The organism is Pulveribacter sp., assembly GCF_032079985.1.
Lineage (GTDB): Bacteria > Pseudomonadota > Gammaproteobacteria > Burkholderiales > Burkholderiaceae_C > Melaminivora.
On record NZ_DAMATK010000002.1, the window covers coordinates 580,778 to 598,741 of the forward strand.

General features: G+C 69.9%; 17 protein-coding genes and 1 riboswitch. Of the genes, 7 read left to right on the plus strand and 10 right to left on the minus strand.

All coding sequences use genetic code 11. The features are described from left to right. Positions 1–84 precede the first annotated feature (84 nt). Positions 85–2,373 carry an AsmA family protein gene (locus tag RT282_RS09005; protein WP_313313325.1) on the plus strand — a complete coding sequence of 763 codons (2,289 nt, stop codon included), beginning with the start codon at positions 85–87 and terminating at the stop codon, positions 2,371–2,373. A 74-nt stretch (positions 2,374–2,447) separates the two neighbouring features. On the opposite strand, the gene RT282_RS09010 is transcribed toward RT282_RS09005, so the two are convergent. Next, positions 2,448–3,236 (minus strand): ATP-binding protein, encoded by a 789-nt coding sequence (locus RT282_RS09010; protein WP_313313326.1) that lies wholly within the window; start codon positions 3,234–3,236, stop codon positions 2,448–2,450. 69 nt (positions 3,237–3,305) lie between these two features. Next, complete coding sequence (locus RT282_RS09015; RefSeq protein ID WP_313314017.1) at positions 3,306–4,016, minus strand: response regulator transcription factor; 711 nt, start codon at positions 4,014–4,016, stop codon at positions 3,306–3,308. A 634-nt stretch (positions 4,017–4,650) separates the two neighbouring features. On the opposite strand from RT282_RS09015, the gene RT282_RS09020 reads away from it, so the two are divergent. The 4 genes from RT282_RS09020 (at position 4,651) to RT282_RS09035 (ending at position 8,833) form a co-directional block, all read left to right on the plus strand. Beyond that, positions 4,651–5,274 (plus strand): hypothetical protein, encoded by a 624-nt coding sequence (locus tag RT282_RS09020; RefSeq protein WP_313313327.1) that lies wholly within the window; start codon positions 4,651–4,653, stop codon positions 5,272–5,274. Positions 5,275–5,350: 76 nt separating this feature from the next. Beyond that, positions 5,351–5,800 (plus strand): hypothetical protein, encoded by a 450-nt coding sequence (locus RT282_RS09025; RefSeq protein WP_312306302.1) that lies wholly within the window; start codon positions 5,351–5,353, stop codon positions 5,798–5,800. 70 nt (positions 5,801–5,870) lie between these two features. Further along, a complete protein-coding gene (locus tag RT282_RS09030; protein ID WP_313313328.1) occupies positions 5,871–7,595 on the plus strand; it encodes a DUF4384 domain-containing protein in 1,725 nt (574 codons plus the stop codon). Between the two features lie 14 nt (positions 7,596–7,609). Beyond that, positions 7,610–8,833, plus strand: coding sequence for a hypothetical protein (locus tag RT282_RS09035; RefSeq protein ID WP_313313330.1), 1,224 nt, complete (start codon positions 7,610–7,612; stop codon positions 8,831–8,833). A gap of 59 nt (positions 8,834–8,892) precedes the next feature. Here RT282_RS09035 and RT282_RS09040 read toward each other — a convergent pair whose 3' ends face one another. From RT282_RS09040 to RT282_RS09075, 8 genes are all read right to left on the minus strand, one after another. Then, on the minus strand, positions 8,893–9,429 hold the full coding sequence (locus tag RT282_RS09040; protein WP_313313331.1) for a methylated-DNA--[protein]-cysteine S-methyltransferase: 537 nt from the start codon (positions 9,427–9,429) through the stop codon (positions 8,893–8,895). Between the two features lie 18 nt (positions 9,430–9,447). Beyond that, the gene (cobO, locus tag RT282_RS09045; protein WP_313313333.1) at positions 9,448–10,017 is read right to left on the minus strand and encodes a cob(I)yrinic acid a,c-diamide adenosyltransferase; all 570 of its coding nucleotides are present in this window, start codon (positions 10,015–10,017) and stop codon (positions 9,448–9,450) included. A 188-nt stretch (positions 10,018–10,205) separates the two neighbouring features. Next, on the minus strand, positions 10,206–10,982 hold the full coding sequence (locus tag RT282_RS09050) for an ABC transporter ATP-binding protein (RefSeq protein ID WP_313313334.1): 777 nt from the start codon (positions 10,980–10,982) through the stop codon (positions 10,206–10,208). Further along, positions 10,979–12,022, minus strand: a complete 1,044-nt coding sequence (locus RT282_RS09055) for an iron ABC transporter permease (protein ID WP_313313336.1) — start codon at positions 12,020–12,022, stop codon at positions 10,979–10,981. Before RT282_RS09055 ends, RT282_RS09050 begins: the two co-directional genes overlap by 4 nt. Continuing rightward, positions 12,019–12,909 carry a helical backbone metal receptor gene (locus RT282_RS09060; RefSeq protein WP_313313337.1) on the minus strand — a complete coding sequence of 297 codons (891 nt, stop codon included), beginning with the start codon at positions 12,907–12,909 and terminating at the stop codon, positions 12,019–12,021. The genes RT282_RS09055 and RT282_RS09060 overlap by 4 nt, the downstream gene beginning before the upstream one ends. Then, positions 12,906–13,496, minus strand: coding sequence for a bifunctional adenosylcobinamide kinase/adenosylcobinamide-phosphate guanylyltransferase (locus RT282_RS09065; protein ID WP_313313338.1), 591 nt, complete (start codon positions 13,494–13,496; stop codon positions 12,906–12,908). The genes RT282_RS09060 and RT282_RS09065 overlap by 4 nt, the downstream gene beginning before the upstream one ends. A gap of 20 nt (positions 13,497–13,516) precedes the next feature. Next, entirely contained in the window at positions 13,517–14,881 is a 1,365-nt protein-coding gene (locus RT282_RS09070) for a cobyrinate a,c-diamide synthase (protein WP_313313339.1), read from the minus strand. Positions 14,882–14,892: 11 nt separating this feature from the next. Beyond that, positions 14,893–16,791: a TonB-dependent receptor domain-containing protein gene (locus RT282_RS09075; protein ID WP_313313340.1), complete on the minus strand. Its 1,899-nt coding sequence runs from the start codon at positions 16,789–16,791 to the stop codon at positions 14,893–14,895. A gap of 76 nt (positions 16,792–16,867) precedes the next feature. Beyond that, positions 16,868–17,112: riboswitch (cobalamin riboswitch) on the minus strand. A 34-nt stretch (positions 17,113–17,146) separates the two neighbouring features. On the opposite strand from RT282_RS09075, the gene RT282_RS09080 reads away from it, so the two are divergent. Both RT282_RS09080 and RT282_RS09085 read left to right on the plus strand, forming a co-directional pair. Then, the gene (locus tag RT282_RS09080) at positions 17,147–17,386 is read left to right on the plus strand and encodes a DUF904 domain-containing protein (protein WP_313313342.1); all 240 of its coding nucleotides are present in this window, start codon (positions 17,147–17,149) and stop codon (positions 17,384–17,386) included. Then, entirely contained in the window at positions 17,383–17,724 is a 342-nt protein-coding gene (locus tag RT282_RS09085; protein WP_313313343.1) for a cell division protein ZapA, read from the plus strand. Before RT282_RS09080 ends, RT282_RS09085 begins: the two co-directional genes overlap by 4 nt. Positions 17,725–17,964 lie beyond the last annotated feature (240 nt).

Sequence of the window (17,964 nt, forward strand, 5' to 3'; positions counted from 1 at the left end):
CCATCTGCCCTCTGTAGGACAAGCGCGGCAAACGGCCGGCGCCTACGCATGGTGCAAAGCGTTGGCACTAGCATGCGGTCGCACATGCGAACACCTGCCGATTCATCCGACTCTTCCCAGCCCGGTGCTCCGCAGCGACACCGCCATGCCCGCGTCCTGCGCTGGGTACTGGCCGTGCTCGCAGGCCTGCTGGCATTGCTGGCGCTGGCGGTCGTGCTGGTGGCTACCTTCGACTGGAACCGCGTGAAACCATGGGTGAACGACAAGGTGAGCGAGGCCACGGGCCGCCGCTTTGCCATTGAGGGTGACCTGTCCGCCCGCTGGCACTGGCCCCAGCCGCTGGAGACCGGCTGGCGCCGCTGGGTGCCAGGCGTGACGGTGCAGGCGCAGCAACTGTCGCTGGACAATCCCGAGGGATTCATCGTGGTGCAGGCGCCCGACCAGTCCGCACCCGACCTGCCCGCCCTGCCGGCCAAGCCGGCGCCGCAGGGCGACCAGCCCGCCCCTGCCGACCAGAAGGCGGACGAGGAAACAACCGCCCCGCCCGCCCTGCCCGGGTCAGCGGCGAGCGAGGCCCAGACCAAAGCCGCCCACGCCCTGGCCCTGGAATCCAGCAACGACCCGCAGGCCGCTCCCCCTCCGCGTCCGCCGCAGGGCATGGGCACCATCGCCAGCGCCAGCGCCACCATGCGGCTGCTGCCGCTGCTGTCGCGCACGCTGGTGCTGGACACGCTGGTACTCACGGCGCCAGACATCGCTCTGGCTCGGCGCAAGGACGGCAGCAACAACTGGACCTTTGCCAACCGCAAACAGGGGCAGGAAAAGTCCGAGCACGACAACCCGTGGGACCTGCGCGTGGACCAGCTGATCATCCGAGGCGGCTGGCTGGGCTATGTGGACGGCGCGAAGGACCTGGCCCTGCGCGCGCGGGTGGATACGCTGGCGCGCGGGGACGAACAGTCCGAAGACGGCCGCTACGGCGTGCACGTGCTGCTCACAGGCAGCTATGGGAAGGCCAGGATCGAAGGCGAAGGCGTGGGCGGCCCGGTCCTGACGCTGCGCGAGAAGAAGCTGCGCTACCCCCTGCGCGTGTCTGCGCGTTCGGGCAGCGTGCAAGTGCAAGCAGAAGGCCTGCTGGACAACCCGGCGGCCCTGTCGGGCATGGACCTGCAGCTACAGGTGCACGCGCGCAGCATGGCCGACCTGTTCCCCCTGACCGGCCTGGTGCTGCCCAACACCCCGCCGCTGCAGATCAAGGGCCGGCTGCTGGGCAGCCTGGAACCCGAAAAAGCGGTGTGGGAATACCGCGACTTCAACGGCACCGTGGGCGATAGCGATCTGCACGGCAGCGTGACGTACACATCCGGCAAGCCGCGCCCCAAGCTGCAGGGGCACATGACCTCCAAGCTTCTGCGCCTGGCCGACCTGGGCCCGGTGCTGGGCGCGCCCAGCGGCAAGCGCCCGCGGGAAAAAGGCACGGACAAGCGTCCCGGCAAGGTGCTGCCTAATGCGCACTTCGCCACCGATCGCTGGGGCGCCATGGACCTGGACCTGGCCTTCGCCGGAGAAAAGATCGTCCGCCCTGAAGCCCTTCCCTTGGACCGCTTGAGCGTGCGCGCCGTGCTGGACGACCGCCAACTGCACCTGACGCCCCTGCGCTTCGGTGTTGCGCAGGGCCGCATCGACTCCGACGTGCTGCTGGACGGGCGCGCCAAACCGCTGCGGGCGCAGCTCAAGGGCTCGGTTCAGGGCCTGCAGCTGTCAGCACTGTTCCCCAAGGTGGAGCTGATGAAGAAGAGCTTTGGCCGGCTGGACGGCTCGCTGCAACTGGCGGGCCGCGGCGACTCCATCGCGGCCATGCTGGCCAGCAGTGACGGCGGCATACGGCTGTACATCCGCGACGGCACCTTCAGCAAGGAGATGCTGGACCTGGCGGCCCTCAATCTGGGCAGCGTGGTGGTCTCCAAGCTGTTCGGCGAGAACAAGGAAATCAAGCTGCGCTGCGCCGTGGCCGACCTGCGCGTCAAGGACGGCATGGCCGATGCGCACCGCGTGCGCCTGAACACCGAGGAGGCCATCGTCGACGTGACCGGCCTGCTGGACCTGGGCGAGGAGGAGATGAGCCTGCGCATCAAGCCCGAATCGCTGAAATGGAAGTTCTTCTCGCTGCGCACGCCGTTGTATGTACGCGGCACCTTCGCCCAGCCCCAGGTGGGCGTGGAGCCCGGCCCGCTGGTGCTGCGCGCCGGCGCCGCGGTGGCCGCTGCCGCCATCGCCCCGGCGGCCCTGGCCCTGGTGCCCATCACCGTGCCGGGGGCCGAGGACGATGCCAACTGCGCCAAGTTGCTGGCGCCCTCCGCCGACGACAAGTAGACCAAGGATTTAAGGCCAAATAAGGCTTCAGCCCTTTAGAGTCCTGCGCTGGCAGCTATCGAAAGAAGAGCGCTCTAATGCTGCACAGAGGCTGGTGGCGGCGCCATGGACAGCTCCACGCTCAAGCCCCCCTGCGCCGGCTTGAGCAGCTGCAGCTGCGCTCCCAGCGCCCCGGCGCGCCGGTGCATGCTCTGCAAGCCCTGGCCTGCGCCCTCAACCCACGGCTGCGACGCCAAGCCGCGGCCGTTGTCGGCCACCTGAAGCCGCCAGGCCGCCCCACTGCCTTGCAGGACTACCCGCAGCTCGGTGGCGCCAGAGTGCTGGATGGCGTTGCTGATCGCTTCCTGCACGATGGCCAGACATTCGCGCGCCGCGTGGCCGGTGGGCCAGGTCACGTCGGGCTCCGGCGCCACCTGCCACTGCAGGGCGATGCCGCTGCGGTCCAGCGCGGGCTGCACGCGGTGGCGCAGGCGGGCCAACCGCTCGGGCAGGCTCTCGTCGTCGCCGTCCATCGAGTCGACCAGCAGGCGCAGATCCAGCAGGCATTGCTCCAGGGCCTGGGCCAGTGGCCGAGCGGCGAGGTCTTTCGCGTCCACCAGCGCCATGGCGGCCACGATTTGCGAGCCCACATGGTCATGCAGGTCACGGGCAATGCGCTGGCGTTCCTGCACTACTTCGGGGTGCGTACGCCGGCTGCGCCGCGGTCGCCAGCGCAGGGCGCGCGGCAGCTGCACCAGCAGCAGCGCGCCCAGCAGCAGGGCGACAACCAGGCTGGCGATTTCCCAGCGCCAGACGGTGCCGTCCTCCCACTGCTCGCCCCATAGCAGCAGCAGAGCGCCGATCACCAGCTGGGCAAACCACAAAGAGACACACGCCAGCGCAAATGCCGGCGGGCGGAGAAAGAACACAGCGCTGCCCTCTGCTGCTGCGCCTCAGAAAAGTCCACGCACCGAGGCAAAACGCACCGCCTGCGCGCGCGTGCGCACTTGCAGCTTGCGGTAGATGTTCTTGATGTGCGAATTCACCGTCAGGCCGCTGATGAGTAGCCGCGTGCCGATCTCGGCGCTGGTGTAGCCGCTGGCAACCATGCGCAACACTTCCTTCTCGCGCTGGGACAGGCGCTCGGTCTCGGCCGGGGCGCGCTGCGCAGGCTGCACGCCGGCGTGGCCGCTGTCAAAGCGCTGCAGCAGCCGCCGCGCCAGGCTGGGCGTGATGGACGCCCCGCCATTGGCCACCTGCAGCACGGCCTGCGGGTAGTTGCCGAACCAGGAATTCTTGACCAGATAGCCGGCGGCACCCAATTCGAAGGCGCGCAGGACCTGGTCGTCGCACTCCATGATGGACACAACTATGGCCTGCGCCGAGGGCCGCGTGGCCTTCATGTAGTCGATCAGGGCGAAGCCCTGGCCGTCGCCCAGGTGCAGGTCCACCAGCATGACGTCGAAGTCCTGCTGCTTGATCGCCTTGCGCCCCTCGCGCACGCTGGTGGCCTGGGCCACCAGCAGGGTGCGGGCGTCGGCCATCAGCTCCTGCGCGATGACGCGGCGCATGTGGGCGTCGTCATCCACCAGCAGAACGCGCACGGGCTTTTCCAGCTGGCCGGTGAGGAAGTCGGGCCACATCGAGGGGGGGTTCTCATGCATGGCGAACTGGCCCTGGGGCCTCAGCCCGCCGATACCCTGGGTAGGGTTGGCAAGAGGTTCTGCGCTGCTGTTTTGCATGGTGTCTCCCGGGTTGTGCCGCGCCGCCCAGGGCATTAGGCCTGCCCTGTGGCAACTGCTGCGGTCCTGCAGTGACGGGAATTACACAAGACCACCAACCTCTTTAGGTGATGGGTAAGTGGAACTTACTAAAGTAACATTTTGAGATAAACCTAAAATTGGGAGGTTGCGGGAATGCTGCGGTATTCCCCTGCGGAACCATTCGAGAAAAAGTTTCTCTTTTACAGCTTGTACAAAAACACATGCCTCGGCTGCGATTGCAAACGTTACAAGTCCACACTACCTCTTAACCGCATGGGCTTGGTCAACCATCGGCCCCTCTTCCTCTCCGGCAGGCAAGTGCTTTGCCCTCTCCGAACAGCAACTCCCCCCGGCAAGCGATTACCTCTTTGCGGTCATGGTTGCGCGCGGCCTCCGTGCAGACACTGCAGCCAGACAAGAGAGCTGTCGAACGCCACTGCAGTTGCCGGCTTCTCAAGTGATCTTGTCCCCGCCCGCCGCAATCCGGCGCTTCAGCCGGTGAGCGGTTTTTTCGAGTCGATCCAGGAGACACATCATGAGAACCCTTGTACTTTTTGCGCTGAGCACTGTCGCCACTGCAGCCATGGCTGTAACGCCCCACAACAACAATAACAATAACAATAACAACAACACGCAGGCCGCCAACACGATCATGATCAGCGGCGCCAGCACCCAGACGACCAACTCCTCTGGCTCGATCATCTCGAACAAGGCTGGCGGCGACAACACGGCACGCCAGAACATCGCCTCCAACGCCGGGCCGGTGGAGATTCTCCAAAGGGGCAATTCCACCCAGACCGCCAACCTCGGCAATACCGTCGTCAACAACGAAGCCGCAGGCAACGACGCTCTGGCCCGCCAGAACCTGGCCAGCAACAACGGTGCCGTGGAGATCGGCGCAACGTCCAACCAGACCGTGAACGCCAACAGCGTCACGCTGGGCAATCTGGCCAGTGGCTCCGGCACCAAGGCAATTCAAAACATTGCCTCCAACTACGGCCACGTCGTGGTTGCCGCCGCTTCCAACCAGACAGCCAACTTCAGCGGCGGTGGCGGCGCTTACAACTCCGCAATGGGCAGCCGGTCCCTGGCCGTGCAGAACATCTCGTCCAACGACGCCTGCGCAGACGATCCCTGCCCCGGCGGCCGCTGCAACTGAGTCCGGCACAAGCCGGCACTCGGCGCTCAGCGCCGGGTGCCGGCTTCTCTGAATGCCACTGATCGGAGGAAAGGCCATGCACCACCGCAACAACCGCCTGCGCACGCTGGGCGCCCTGGCTTGGATGCTGGGGGCCGGCGCGCTGGCCTGGGCCGCCCCAGGTGAAGACCCCGTCACGCTGGAAAAGAAAGTGAACGTGCAGATGCTGCCAATGCCCGCCGCGGCGCGCTCCGGCTACATCAATTACGACATGGGCGGCCTGCCCGGATGGCAGCAAGCGCGCCTGACTCGCTACGTGGCCAAGGCTTTCTCGGGCGACACCACGGGCATCTATACCGACAAGGACGTGGTCAACGCCGTGGACACGCAGGGCTCCAAGGTCGTGTGCTCCCAGTCCGTGGGCAGCAACGTAGCAACTGCAGCCAACGCGGCGACAGCCACCAAGGGTGCGGGCAACACCGGACTGAAGACCGGCGGCGACCAGGTGGTCGTGCTGCGCGGCGACCTGGTCAACATTTGCTGGTGAGAGGCGGCCGCGCGGCCCAATGCCGCGTCTGCCAAAGATAACGACAACAACGACAACGAGGGGTCATGCCATGAACAGCGCCCAGCCTTCCACCCGCCGCGCCGGCCGCACCGCGTGGCTGCTTGCGGCCGCCGCCCTGCTGGTCACCGGCTGCAGCACGCCCATGGACCCGCGCGGCGACAGCCGGCTGCAAAGCGCCGCCTACACCACCAACCGCCCGGTGGTGCGGCCCACGCGCTCGGTGTCGAGCTTTTCCGACTCGCTGATGTGCATGGACCACATGCTGCGCGCCGCCCAGCTGCCCACCACCCTGATCACCAGCAAGCAGGTGGTGGACTACTCCAGTCGTGTGCCGGTGGCCGTCAAGGACATGATCATCACCTCGCTGTCGCAGATGTCGCGCCTGTCCAATGCCTTTCGCTACGTGGACTACGAGGTGGACATCGTGCGCCAGGACACGGTGCAGAACCTGACCACCATCCTGCTGAACAACAATTTGATGCAGCTGCAGCGCCCGGCCCTGTACGTGTCGGGCGCCATCGCCTTCGTGGACCAGAACGTGGTCACCAACCGCTTTGACGCCGGGACCTCCGCCAGCCGGCTGGACACCGGCTACAGCAACAGCCGCACGGCCACCGTGATCGGTCTGGAAATGCACCTGGGCGACTTCCGCACGCGCACCCTGATCCCCGGTCTGGACTCGGCCAACGAGGTGGTCATCGGCAGCGGCAGCCAGGGCCTGGACGTGGCCGGGCGCATCGGCAGCTATGGCGTGAACTTCAACGTCGGGCGCGACTACGCCCTGGGCGCCGGTGGCGCCATGCGCACGCTGGTCGACCTGGCCACCATCGAGCTGGTGGGCAAGTGGGCGCGCGTGCCCTACTGGCAGTGCCTGACGCTGGACCAGACGCACCCCGACTTCCAGCGCCAGATGCGCGACTGGTTCGCCGAAAGCGGCGGCGTGGGCCAGGCCAGGCTGGTGCAAAGCTCGCTCATCGCCCAGGGCTACCTGCAGGCCGGCACCGACGTGCTGGCCATGGATTCCCCCGCGCTGCGCACGGCGCTGGCGCAGTTCCAGGTGGACAACCTGCTGGTGCCCACCGGCGTGCTGGACTTCAGCACCTACGAGCGCGCCATGCGCCACTTCGTCGCACTGGCGCCCGACGGCTCGCTGCAGCGCGTGGGCTGGGGTCCGTCCGGCCCGACGTCCACCATGGCCAAGAGCGCAACCACGGCGGTCGCCGCCAACGGGCTGTCCCTGTCCAGCACCGAGGCGCAGCCGCGCCGCCTGGACATGCAGATCGAGAACACGCTGCCGCCAGGTGTGCCGCCGACCTTCGAAGTGGGCGAGCAGGTCTTCGCCTCCGTCACGGTCTCGCGCACCTCGCACCTGTACTGCTATTTCTCCGACCCGGCGGGCAACGTCATGCGGCTGACGCCCAACAACGTCAACACGCACTCGCTGGTGGCGGCCAACCAGGCCGTGCGCCTACCTGACTGGATGGTGCCCAACCCGGCCTTCATCATGGATGCGACCAGCCCCGGCGTGGAGCGCGTGGCCTGCTTCGCTTCCGACGCGGACGCCATGCCTCGCCTGCCCGCACCGCTGCAGGGCGCCGGACTGGTCACCGTCTCTGGCTACCACGGCCTGGAGGACATCGACCGCGCCTTCAACCAAGCCCTGGGTGAGGGCAACTACACCCGCGGCGAGATGAGCTGGCAGGTCGTACCCAAAAAGGCCCCGCCGCCCGCACCTGCCCAGCCGGCCGCTGCTGCCCCCGCCGCCGCGCGCTGAACCGGCACACGGCCATGGCACACCGCCGCGCCCGCCCCAGCGCACGCCGTCTGGTGGACGCGCTGCTGCTCATCGCCGCCGTCGCCCTGCTGCTGGGCGGCACGGCAGCACCGGCGCAGACGCTGCTGGCCGCCGGTCCGGTGGTAGCAGACGTCCCGCTAAGTTCCGGCAGCCCGGCTGCAGCAGCCAGCATCGAGCTGTCGGGCCCCACCAACGCGGCGCGCATCGAGCCCGCCGGCAGCACCCACCCCCCGGCCCTGCGCCTGCCGCCCGAGCCCGACGCCGCCGCCCAGGCCCGGCTGCAGCGCCTGCGCGGCGTGGCCACGGCGCCAGCAAAGCGGGGGAGCGCGGCCGAGAAAGCGGCTGCGCACAGCGCCTGGGTGCTGGGCCTGCTGTACCTGCACGGCGAAGGGGTGGCACTGGACCGGGTCCAGGCGCTGCGCTGGTTCGAGCGCGCCCAGGCTCTGGGCGAGCCGCTGGCCGGCGCCGGCCTGGCGTGGTGCCAGATCGACGGCTGCCAGGGCCCGCCCGACCCGGCCGCCGCGCGCCCGTGGATCGAGCGCATGGACAAGGCCGACCCCGGTCTGGCGCTGCTGCTGCAGTGGTGGGTGCACGAGCGCCAGGCGCCGCTGCGCACGGCGGGCCCGCAAACCAGCAATGCCCCGGCACCGGAAGACGGCCACACCGCCCTGCTGCAGCGCGCCGCCCGCGCCGGCAACGCCAGCGCCATGAACGAGCTGGGCCTGGCCGACGTGGCCGCCCGGCGGCTGCCGCAGGCACTGGCGCAATTCCGCCAGGCGGCGCTGCGTTCGCCTGCGGCCGCCGCCAATGCCGATCTGCTGGCCGCCCGCCTGGACCAGCAACAAACGCCCAGCGCCGCCCACCCACCGGCCCAGCGCAACGCGCAAGAGTGGCTGGAGCAGGCACGTCGATACCACCGCGGCGAGGGTGTGCCCTCCAACTACACCGAGGCCATCCGCCTGTACCAGATCGCCGCCGCCAGTGGCAGCCAGGAGGCGCGCCGCATGCTGGAGCTGATCTACTCGCGCCCTTCGCCGGACGGTATGGTCAACGTGCCCTGGATGCGCCAGCTGGCCACCATGCAGCTGTCGCCCGAGGGCGCCGTGCTGAGCATGCAGCCGCCACCCACGCCCCGCCTGTTCGTGCGCGACCCCACGCCGCTGTATGGACTGATTCCTCCACAGTGGCGCACCGGCAGGCCCATCGGTCAGCCTTAAACATCAATATTGATAGCTGCCAGCGCTTTCCCCACAAGGGCTGGAAGCCAATTTGACTGCTATTGGCTTTCCAGCAGCCAGTCGCGTTGGCCGGCCGGGTTCTCCAGCGCCAGCAGCGCCCGCTTGCGCGGCAGGCCGCCGCCGAAGCCCGTCAGGCTGCCGTCGCTGCCGATCACCCGGTGGCAGGGCACGACGATGGAGATCTTGTTGCTGCCATTGGCCGCCGCCACGGCGCGGGTGGCCGTGGGCTGGCCGATGGCGCGCGCCTGTTCGGCGTAGCTGCGCGTCTGCCCGAAGGGAATAGCCAGCAGCGCCTGCCAGGCCCGGCACTGAAAGGGCGTGCCCACCAGGTCCAGCGGCACGCCGAAGCGCTGGCGCTGCCCGGCGAAGTATTCGCCCAGCTCCTGCGCCGTCTGCTCCAGGACCGCACTGCTGCCGTGCTGCGGCGGCAGGCCGCCGCGCGCCACCTGCACCTGGGCCAGTTCGCGCTCCACGCCCTGCTGGCCGACGAACTCCAGCAGGCACAGGCCCTGCGGCGAGGCCACGGCCAGCATGTCGCCCAGGGGCGTGGGGATGTGGCGGCTGAGCAGATGCACGACGTGTGTGGCTCCAGGTCAGTCCTCGATGCCGCGCTGGGCCGGCACGCCGGCCTGAAAGGCGTGCTTGACCATTTTCATCTCCGTGACCGTGTCGGCGACGGCAACGATCTCCTCGGGGCAGCGCCGCCCGGTCAGGCACACGTGCACGTCGCGGGGGCGGCTGGCCAGCGTGTCCAGCACCTCCTGCAGCGGCAGCCAGCCGTAGATGAGCGGGTAGGTGACTTCGTCCAGCACCACCAGGAAGTACTCGCCCGACAGGATGGCCTGCCGGGCCTTGGCCCAGCCGTCGCGCGCCAGCTGGGCGGAATGCTCCAGGTCCTGGCTCTTCCAGGAAAAGCCGTCGCCCAGCCCCTCCACCGGCAGGCCCACCTGCTCGGCCAGGCGGTGCTCGCCGAAGCGGGCGCTGGGCACCTTCATGAACTGGAACACCTTCACCGCCTTGCCCCGGCCCGTGGCGCGGAAGGCCAGGCCGAAGGCAGCCGTGCTCTTGCCTTTGCCGTCGCCGGTGTTGACGATGACCAGGCCGCGGCGCTCACCCTCGGGCTTGTCGTAGGGCTTGGCGCTAGGCGGGGTTTCGATCTGCATGGGAAGTCCTTTCTGAAAACTGTCAGCCGTCCAAAGGGCTGCGCGCCACCGGCGACGTATGAAACTGGCGCGCCCCACGCCAGGGCTGCCGGGCAAGGGCCGCGCCGCAGCGTGGGCTGCGTCCCCTCCGAGCGGCAGCGCCCGGGAGCGTGAAAGGCGCGAAGCGGCTCAAGGGGTGTTGTCGCATCTCAAACACGGGGCAGCGCCATCCAGAGGTCGTCGATGCGGCGCACTTGAATGCGCCGGCCGAACACCTGCTCCAACGCCGCGTGCGTGGCAGGGTCGCAGCAGGTGCCGTGGTGCAGCACGCGGCCGCTGTCCATGACCAGCAGGTCGTCGGCCTGCAGCGCAATCGAGATCTCGTGCAGCACGCTGACCACCGTGGCGCCGCCGGCGACCAGGGCGCGCACGGTGTGCAGCCAGTCGGTCTGGTGCGGCGGATCCAGGTTGGCCAGGGGCTCGTCCATCAGCGTGACGGGCGCCTGCACGGCCAGGGCGCGGGCCAGCAGCACGCGCTGGCGCTCGCCCCCCGACAGCTGCGACAGCGGCCGCGCGCGCCAGTCCCAGGCCTGGGTGGTGCGCAGCGCGGCCTGCACGGCAGCGTGGTCGGCGGCGCTGGGCGGGGCCATCCAGGCGCGGTGCGGCAGGCGGCCCAGCATGGCGATGTCGTACGCCGGCAGGTCGTCGGCCACGGCCTCGTTCTGGCCCAGCCAGGCCAGCTGGCGGGCGCGCTCGCGTCCGGGCAGCCCGGCCAGCGGCCGGCCCAGCAGGCGCACGTCGCCCTGCACGCGGGCGTGGCGCAGCAGCCCGGCCAGGCATTTGAGCAGCGTCGACTTGCCGGCGCCGTTGGGACCGACGATGCTGGTCCAGCGCGCCGCGGGCAAGTCCAGGTCGATGCCGCGCAGCAAAGCGGTGCTTTGCACGCTGACGCTGATCTGGCGTGCGCTGATAGCTATGGAATTCATAGCCCTGCCCCTCCCCCAAAGGTACGGCGGTGCATCAGCCACAGCAGGTAGCTGCCGCCCAGCGCCGCGGTGAGCACGCCCACGGGCAGCTCCTGCGGGGCGATCAGCCAGCGCGCCAGCACGTCGGCAGCCAGCAGCAGCACGCCGCCCATCAGGCTGGACAGCCACACCTGCCAGGGGTGGGTGACGCGGGCGATGGAGCGCACCAGGTGCGGCGCCGCCAGGCCCACGAAGGCGATCAGCCCGGTGTGCGCCACCGCAGTGCCGGTGGCCAGCGCCAGCGCGGCGATCAGGCCGGCGCGCATGGGCGCCAGCGGCAGGCCGAGGCTGGCGGCCGTGGCCTCGCCCAGCATCAGCGCGTCCAGCAGGCGCGACAGCGCCCAGGCCGCCAGCGCGCACACCAGCCAGGCCGCGGCCATCAGAATGCAGGCCTGCCAGCCCACGAAGGCCGAGCTGCCCATGGTGAAGACCTGCATGGCCTCCAGGATGTTGGGATGCGCCACCTGGATCAGGTCGCGCGCGGCGCCCAGCACCACTCCCACCACCACGCCGGCCAGCAGCAGGCGCAGCGTGTGCTGCACGCCGCGCGCCAGCATCAGCGTCAGCAGCACGGCGCCGGCCGCGCCGGCGAAGGCCGCGCTGGTCAACCCCAGGCGCGCCAGCCAGCCGGCGGCGGCAGGCGACACGCCCAGCAGCGCCATGGCCACCGCCCCGCCCAGGGCCGCGCCCGAGGCGCTGCCCAGCAGGTAGGGGTCGGCCAGCGGATTGCGAAACAGGCCCTGCGACACCGCCCCGGCCAGCCCCAGCAGCGCGCCGGCCAGCCAGGCGCCCAGGGTGCGCGGCAGGCGAATGTCCCAGACGATCTGGCGCGCCAGCGCGTCCTGGCCCATGTGCAGCACGCTCTCGAAGCCGGTGCTGCCCACGCTGGCGCCCAGCAGCACCAGCAGCGCGCTGGCCGCCAGCAGCCACACCAGCAGGCTGGCGCCGCGGTGGCGGCGCTGGTCCTGCACGGCGGTGGTGGGCGGCAGCACAGCGCTCATCGGAAGGCCCCGTTCAGGCAATCGGCCATCAGGCGGGCGGCCTCGGCCATGCGCGGGCCGGGCCGCACCAGGACGTCGCCCTGCTCCGGGCCGAAGACGCACAGCCGCCCGGCCTGGACCGCTGCCAGGTGCTTCCAGCCGGGATAGGTCGTCATCGGCTGGGCGCTGCGGTTGGACACCATGATCACGTCGGGCTGCACGCGCAGCACGAATTCGGGGCTCAGGCGCGGGAACGGCCCCAGCTCCGCCGGCACCACGTTGCGCACGCCCAGGCGCGCCAGCGTCTCGCCGATGAACGAGGTCTGGCCGGCCACGTAGGGGCCGCGGCTGACCTCGAAGTACACCCGCGCGCCGTGCGCCTTGGGCGGCAGCGACTGGGCCGCCGCCTGCACGGCCGCGTCGATCACGCGCCACAGCCGGTCTGCGCCCTGCTCGCGCGGCACGGCGAACAGCGCGCCCAGCACGCCCAGCACGCGGCGCACGTCGGCATGGTTCTTGGGCTCTAGCGCGACGACCTTCAGCCCCAAGGCTTCGAGCCGGTCGCTGACCCGGCTGCTCACCGACAGCAGCACCACGTCGGGCTGGAGGGCGACGACGGCCTCGACGCTGGGGTCCAGCCCGCCGCCCACCTGCGGCAGGGCGCGCACGGCCTGGGGCCAGTTGGAGTAGCGGTCCACCCCCACCAGGCGGTGGCACTGCTGCATCTCGCACAGGCTTTCGGTCAGCGAGGGCAAGAGGCTGACGACGCGCTGCGGCGGCGCGTCGAACTGCAGCGTGCGGCCTCGGTCGTCCTGGATGGCGATGGCGGCCGAAGCGGCCGAGGCGGCGCCCGCCAGCGCCAGGACGGTGCAGATCAGGCGCGTCCAGCGCAGCCAGGGCCGTGTCATAGGAGTGCCTCGTCTTTCAGGGTGAGCGGGAGGCCGGCCGCCATCAGCGTCACGCGCCGGCAGGCGGCGGCCGCCTGCTGATTCACCACGCCCAGCGCGTCGACGAAGGCGCGCACCTCCCGCCCCAGCGGGATCACGCCCAGGCCGATCTCGTTGCCCACCAGCACCACCGGGCCGGGGCATTGCGCCAGCGCTTCAAAAAAGTGAGCTGCCTGCGCTTGCCAGGCAAGGGCTGGAGGCCGATTTGGCTCATATTCCTGCGGCGCCACCGGCATCAGCCAGTGGGTCAGCCACAGGGTCAGGCAGTCCACCACCACTAGGGTGCCGGGCGCTCCGCGTTGCGCCAGGGCGGCGGCCAGGTCGCGTGGCTCCTCCAGCAGCGCCAGGCCGGGCACGCGTTCGGCGCGCTCGCGCTGGTGGCGCACGATGCGCGCGCGCATCTCCTCGTCGTGGGCCTGGGCGGTGGCGATCAGCAGCGCGGCGTGCCCGGGCGAGCGCCCAAGCCAGGCGCGGGCCAGCTGCTCGGCGCGGCGCGACTTGCCGCTCTTTTGGCCGCCCAGGATGAGTTCGCTGCGCGCGATGTCCATGCTCTTGTCCGTCCTTTCGTCTAGGCCTGCGGTCCGTCGCCCAGCAGCCGCGCCACAGCCTGGTGGCTGGAGGCGAACCATGCCTGGAAGAAGCTGGCGCGGATGCTGCCGCAGCGGTACACAGCCTCGGCCCCCTGCAGCGCCGCCGTGCCGGCCCCGGGCCGTGTGGCCTGGGCGAGCACCGGCATGGCGCCGTCCTGCACGACGGCGTAATGAAAACTGTGGCCGCGCAGCGGCTCGCAGCCGTCCAGGCGCAGCTCGCGCGGGCCTATGGCCGCCAGGCGTTGCTGCAAGGCGGCGCGGCCCGGCAGCAGGCCCCACAGCGGCAGCTCGCTGCCGTCCGGCATGGCGATGGACTGCAGCAGCGCCAGCAGGCCCCCGCCTTCGGCCCACACTGGCCGGCCCGCGTCCACATGCGCCTGCAGCTGCGCGCGCAGCGCATGCCGCTCGGCCAGGGCGGAGGCGTGCAGTTCGGGATAGCCGCCGGGCAGCCACAGCGCGTCGCAGTCGGGCAGCGGTTCGCCGCGCAGCGGCGAGAACAGCGCCACCTGCGCACCCAGGGCGCGCAGCGTGTCCAGGTTGGCGGCATAAACCAGACAGAAGGCCTCGTCGCGCGCCACCGCCACGGTGCGCCCGGCCAGCGTGGGCGCCGGGGTCTCGGCTTCGGGCACGGCGGCGAAGTCCACGGCCCAGCGCTGCAGCTCGTGCGGGCCGATGCGGCCCAGCGGGGTGGCGGCCAGTGCGTCGGCCGCCGCGTCCAGCCGGGCCAGGGCGTCGGGTAGCTCCTGGGCCGCCACCAGGCCCAGGTGCCGCTCGGGCAGGAGCCCACCAGGCTTACCCCTGCCCGAGCCACCACTGCCGATGCCCGGCAGCGCTCCCAGCCAATCGGTCGCGTCGCTCAAGCCCTCCTGCAGCATGCGCGCATGGCCTTCACCCGCCACGCGGTTGGCCAGGGCGCCGGCCCAGGGCAGATCAGGCCAGTAGCTGCGCAGGCCGTGCACCAGCGCGCCGAACGTGCCGCCCATGGCGCTGGCGTCGATCACCGCCAGCACCGGGATGCCACAGCGCCGCGCCAGCTCCGCCACGCTGTGCTCGCCGTCGAACAGGCCCATCACTCCTTCGATGATCAGCAGATCGGCCTGCTGCGCGGCGGCATGCAGGCGCCGGCGGCAGTCGTCCTCGCCCGTCATCCACAGGTCCAGCGGGTGCACGAGCGCGCCGCTGGCCAGTTCGTGCCAGTGCGGGTCCAGATGGTCCGGTCCGCACTTGAAGACGCGCACGCGCCGCCCCTGGCGCGCATGCAGGCGAGCCAGCGCGGCGGCCACCGTGGTCTTGCCCTGGCCCGAAGCGGGCGCGGCGATGATCAACGCGGGGCAGCGGGCCATGGCCTTCTGTCTCAATGCGGGGCCCACTTCAAGCCCACGTACAGGCTGCGCCCGGGTGTGACATAGGTGCGCGCCAGCTGGTAGTCCTTGTCTCCCAGGTTGTCCACGCGGGCCAGCAGCGTGAAGTCGCGCGCCACGCGGGTGCTGGCGTACAGGTTGACGAGGGTGTAGCCGCCCAGCACCTGGGTGTTGGCCGCGTTATCGAAGCGGCGGCCGGAGGCCTGCACCTCGGCGCCCAGCGTCCAGCCGGCCAGTTGCGTGTCGGCGCCGAAGGTGGCGTAGCGCTTGGCGCGGCGCTGCAGCTGCCTGCCCGTCGCCAGGTCCTTGGGGCTTTGCAGGTCGATGGAGCCGTGCAGCGTCACGCCGCCGACGCGGTGGCCGGCGGAGAGGGTGACACCCTTGTATTCGGCCCGGCCCACGCTGTTGTAGCAGCCGAAGTCCTGGCCACAGGCGGTGGCGGTGCCGTCGAAGATGATCAGGTTGCTCACCCGGTTGCGATAGGCCACCACGCCCGCATGGCTGGCGCCGCTGGCGTAGCGCAGGCCGACCTCGATGTTGCGGCCGGTCTCCGGCTTCAGGCTGGCGTCGCCATACTGGCTGAAGCGCTGGTACAGCGTGGGCGCCCGGAAGGCCGTGCCGGCCGAGGCCGTGGCGCGCAGCGTGGGCGTGATGGCATAGCCGTAGGCCACGCTGCCGGTGTTCTTGCTGCCGAACTCGCTGTCGGAGTCATGGCGCAGGTTCAGCTGCAGCGTGTGGTTGCCCGCGTGAAAGCCATAGCCCAGCGCCAGCGCGTCCTGGGAGCGGTCGCGGTCAATGGGGTCGTTGGTCAACTGATCTTCGCGCCGCTCCAGCGCGGCGGTGAACAGGTGCGCGCCCAGGCGGTACTCGTTGTGCCACAGGTAGCCGCGCAGGTGCGTGCGCGTCAGGTAGTGCGACGGCGTAGTCTCGTAGCGGCTGACCGAGTCGGTGAGCGAGACGCGCGAGCTGAAGGCCTGCGACCACTGCGCCGACCAGGTGAGGCCGGCGGCGTGCATGCGGTTGTCGTTCTGGTCGTCCTCGGGGTCGGCCGGGGTGTACTTGGAGCCGTCGTAGCCGGACTTCATCTCGTTGGCCAGCAGCGTGGCGTCGATCCGGTGCGCGGCGTTGATCTTCAGGCCCAGGCGCGCGTTGCCCGCCGTGGTGCGGTAGCCATCACGGTCCGGGTTATGGCCCGCGCTGTCGCGGATGTCATAGCCGTCGCTGCGCTCGTGGCTGATGCCCAGCGCATAGTCGAAGGCGCCGCCCTCGCCCGCAGCGCCGCTGACCCCGGCCTCGATCCGGCGCAGCTGGTGCGAGCCCAGGCCCACACCCACGTAGGGCGCCGCCGGGCCCTCGCCCTTCTTGGTGAACAGCTGGATCACGCCACCCATGGCGTCCGAGCCGTAGACGGCGGCAGCCGGGCCGCGCAGCACCTCGATGCGGTCGATCTGCGACAGCGGGATCTGCTCCCACACGGCTCCACCGGTGGATTGCGAATCCACGCGCACGCCGTCGATGTACACGGCGGTGAAGCGCCCCTCGGCGCCGCGCAGAAACACATTGGACGAGTTGCCCACGCCGCCGTTGCGCGTGATCTCCACGCCCGGCAGCCGCGCCAGTACGTCCACCAGGCCGGTGGCGCCGGCCTGGGCGATGGTTTCGCTATCCACGATGGAGACGTCGGCCACGATGTCGGTCAGCGGCTGGGCGGTGCGGGTGGCGGTCACCACCACATCGTCCAGCGAGGGAGAGCGCAGGTTTTGCGCCACCACGATGGCGCCGTCCTGGGCCTGAGCGGAGCAGACGGCGAGAACGGCCAGGGTGAGCGCACTGGCACGCAGGCGCACGCAGCCCGATGCAGCCGCGCTTTCACGGAACAGGGAAATCGACATGGAAGACAAGAATCAGCAAACAACCCGTGCCAGCATCCCCGCCGGCGTTGGGTGAAACAGCTGCGCACCCCAAAGGGTGTGCAACCTCCGTGTTGGCCGGTATCCGGGCTGGCGAAACACCTTCCAACGCCTTCCCAGACGCTTGTTCAAGGCATCCAGTGGCTTCGTGTGTGAAAGGGCAGCCGCCAAGGCGGCTGGTTCGCTGACCGTTGCGGGGGCAGCGCAGGCTCGGATGCACTCCATGGCGGAGGCTCCTCCCTGCTTCCCGTTGAACTGCCGCATGTGAACCACGCAGCGAGCACCAACGGCACGATTTTATGCCGGGACGCAGCCTGGTCCCTACAATCCCAGGCCTATGTCAGCGCCTTCGCCCTCCGTCCCCTCCACCATCGACCAGGTCGCCGAGCGCGTGGAACGGCTCCTGCAGCAGCACGAGCAGCTCAGGCGCACCAACGCGCTGCTGGCCCAGCAGGTCATGGCGCTCACGCAGGAGCGCGACTCGCTCAAGTCCCGCCTGCAGGCCGCCCGCTCACGGGTCGAGTCGCTGCTGGACCGCCTGCCTTCGAATTCGCAACCCAAGGACGACACCCCATGAAGCAGATCGAGGTCCAGATCCTGCAGCAAAGCTACCTGCTGGCCTGCCCCGAAGGCCAGGAGGCGCGCCTGCTGGACGCCGTGGAGCGCGTGGATACGGCCATGACCCAGATCCGCGACACTGGCAAGGTGCGTGCCCGTGACCGCATCGCCGTGCTGGCTGCGCTGAATCTCGCCTTCGAGGTCGCCGACCGCGAGGCCGCTGCCGCCCAGGCAGCGCACGCTCAGCCCGCCGAGGTACTCGCCAGCGCACCGCAGGAATCTGCAGGCGAGGAGCGCCTGTCCCAGCTGCTGCTGCGCCTGGACGAAGCTCTGGGTGACGACGGGCGAGTGTCGTAAGGATTTGCGAGCAACCGGCCCGGCCCGCCACGTGGCCGGTACAATGAAAGCGTCTGCGGTGCTGCCGGGCTTTATATTTCCTTGAACCAATGCTCACTGAGCACGGGCTTGGTACATTGCCTGGCAAGCGTGATCATCTCGCGTCAGATGAACCCAATGCCTGGCTGCCCTCGCCCCCCTGAACCCCCGGTTCAGGATGCCGGTCCGGTGGCATTCGCAGACACCTTTTTCTTAGCTACC

Bases quoted from the DNA above. Each gene is read 5' to 3' on its own strand.
- RT282_RS09030 (WP_313313328.1), top strand. From the start codon at position 5,871: ATGAACAGCGCCCAGCCTTCCACCCGCCGCGCCGGCCGCACCGCGTGG.
- RT282_RS09065 (WP_313313338.1), bottom strand. From the start codon at position 13,496: ATGGACATCGCGCGCAGCGAACTCATCCTGGGCGGCCAAAAGAGCGGC.
- RT282_RS09005 (WP_313313325.1), top strand. From the start codon at position 85: ATGCGAACACCTGCCGATTCATCCGACTCTTCCCAGCCCGGTGCTCCG.
- RT282_RS09085 (WP_313313343.1), top strand. From the start codon at position 17,383: ATGAAGCAGATCGAGGTCCAGATCCTGCAGCAAAGCTACCTGCTGGCC.
- RT282_RS09050 (WP_313313334.1), bottom strand. From the start codon at position 10,982: ATGAATTCCATAGCTATCAGCGCACGCCAGATCAGCGTCAGCGTGCAA.
- RT282_RS09055 (WP_313313336.1), bottom strand. From the start codon at position 12,022: ATGAGCGCTGTGCTGCCGCCCACCACCGCCGTGCAGGACCAGCGCCGC.
- RT282_RS09080 (WP_313313342.1), top strand. From the start codon at position 17,147: ATGTCAGCGCCTTCGCCCTCCGTCCCCTCCACCATCGACCAGGTCGCC.
- RT282_RS09015 (WP_313314017.1), bottom strand. From the start codon at position 4,016: ATGCATGAGAACCCCCCCTCGATGTGGCCCGACTTCCTCACCGGCCAG.
- RT282_RS09060 (WP_313313337.1), bottom strand. From the start codon at position 12,909: ATGACACGGCCCTGGCTGCGCTGGACGCGCCTGATCTGCACCGTCCTG.
- RT282_RS09075 (WP_313313340.1), bottom strand. From the start codon at position 16,791: ATGTCGATTTCCCTGTTCCGTGAAAGCGCGGCTGCATCGGGCTGCGTG.
- RT282_RS09035 (WP_313313330.1), top strand. From the start codon at position 7,610: ATGGCACACCGCCGCGCCCGCCCCAGCGCACGCCGTCTGGTGGACGCG.
- cobO (WP_313313333.1), bottom strand. From the start codon at position 10,017: ATGCAGATCGAAACCCCGCCTAGCGCCAAGCCCTACGACAAGCCCGAG.
- RT282_RS09070 (WP_313313339.1), bottom strand. From the start codon at position 14,881: ATGGCCCGCTGCCCCGCGTTGATCATCGCCGCGCCCGCTTCGGGCCAG.
- RT282_RS09025 (WP_312306302.1), top strand. From the start codon at position 5,351: ATGCACCACCGCAACAACCGCCTGCGCACGCTGGGCGCCCTGGCTTGG.
- RT282_RS09020 (WP_313313327.1), top strand. From the start codon at position 4,651: ATGAGAACCCTTGTACTTTTTGCGCTGAGCACTGTCGCCACTGCAGCC.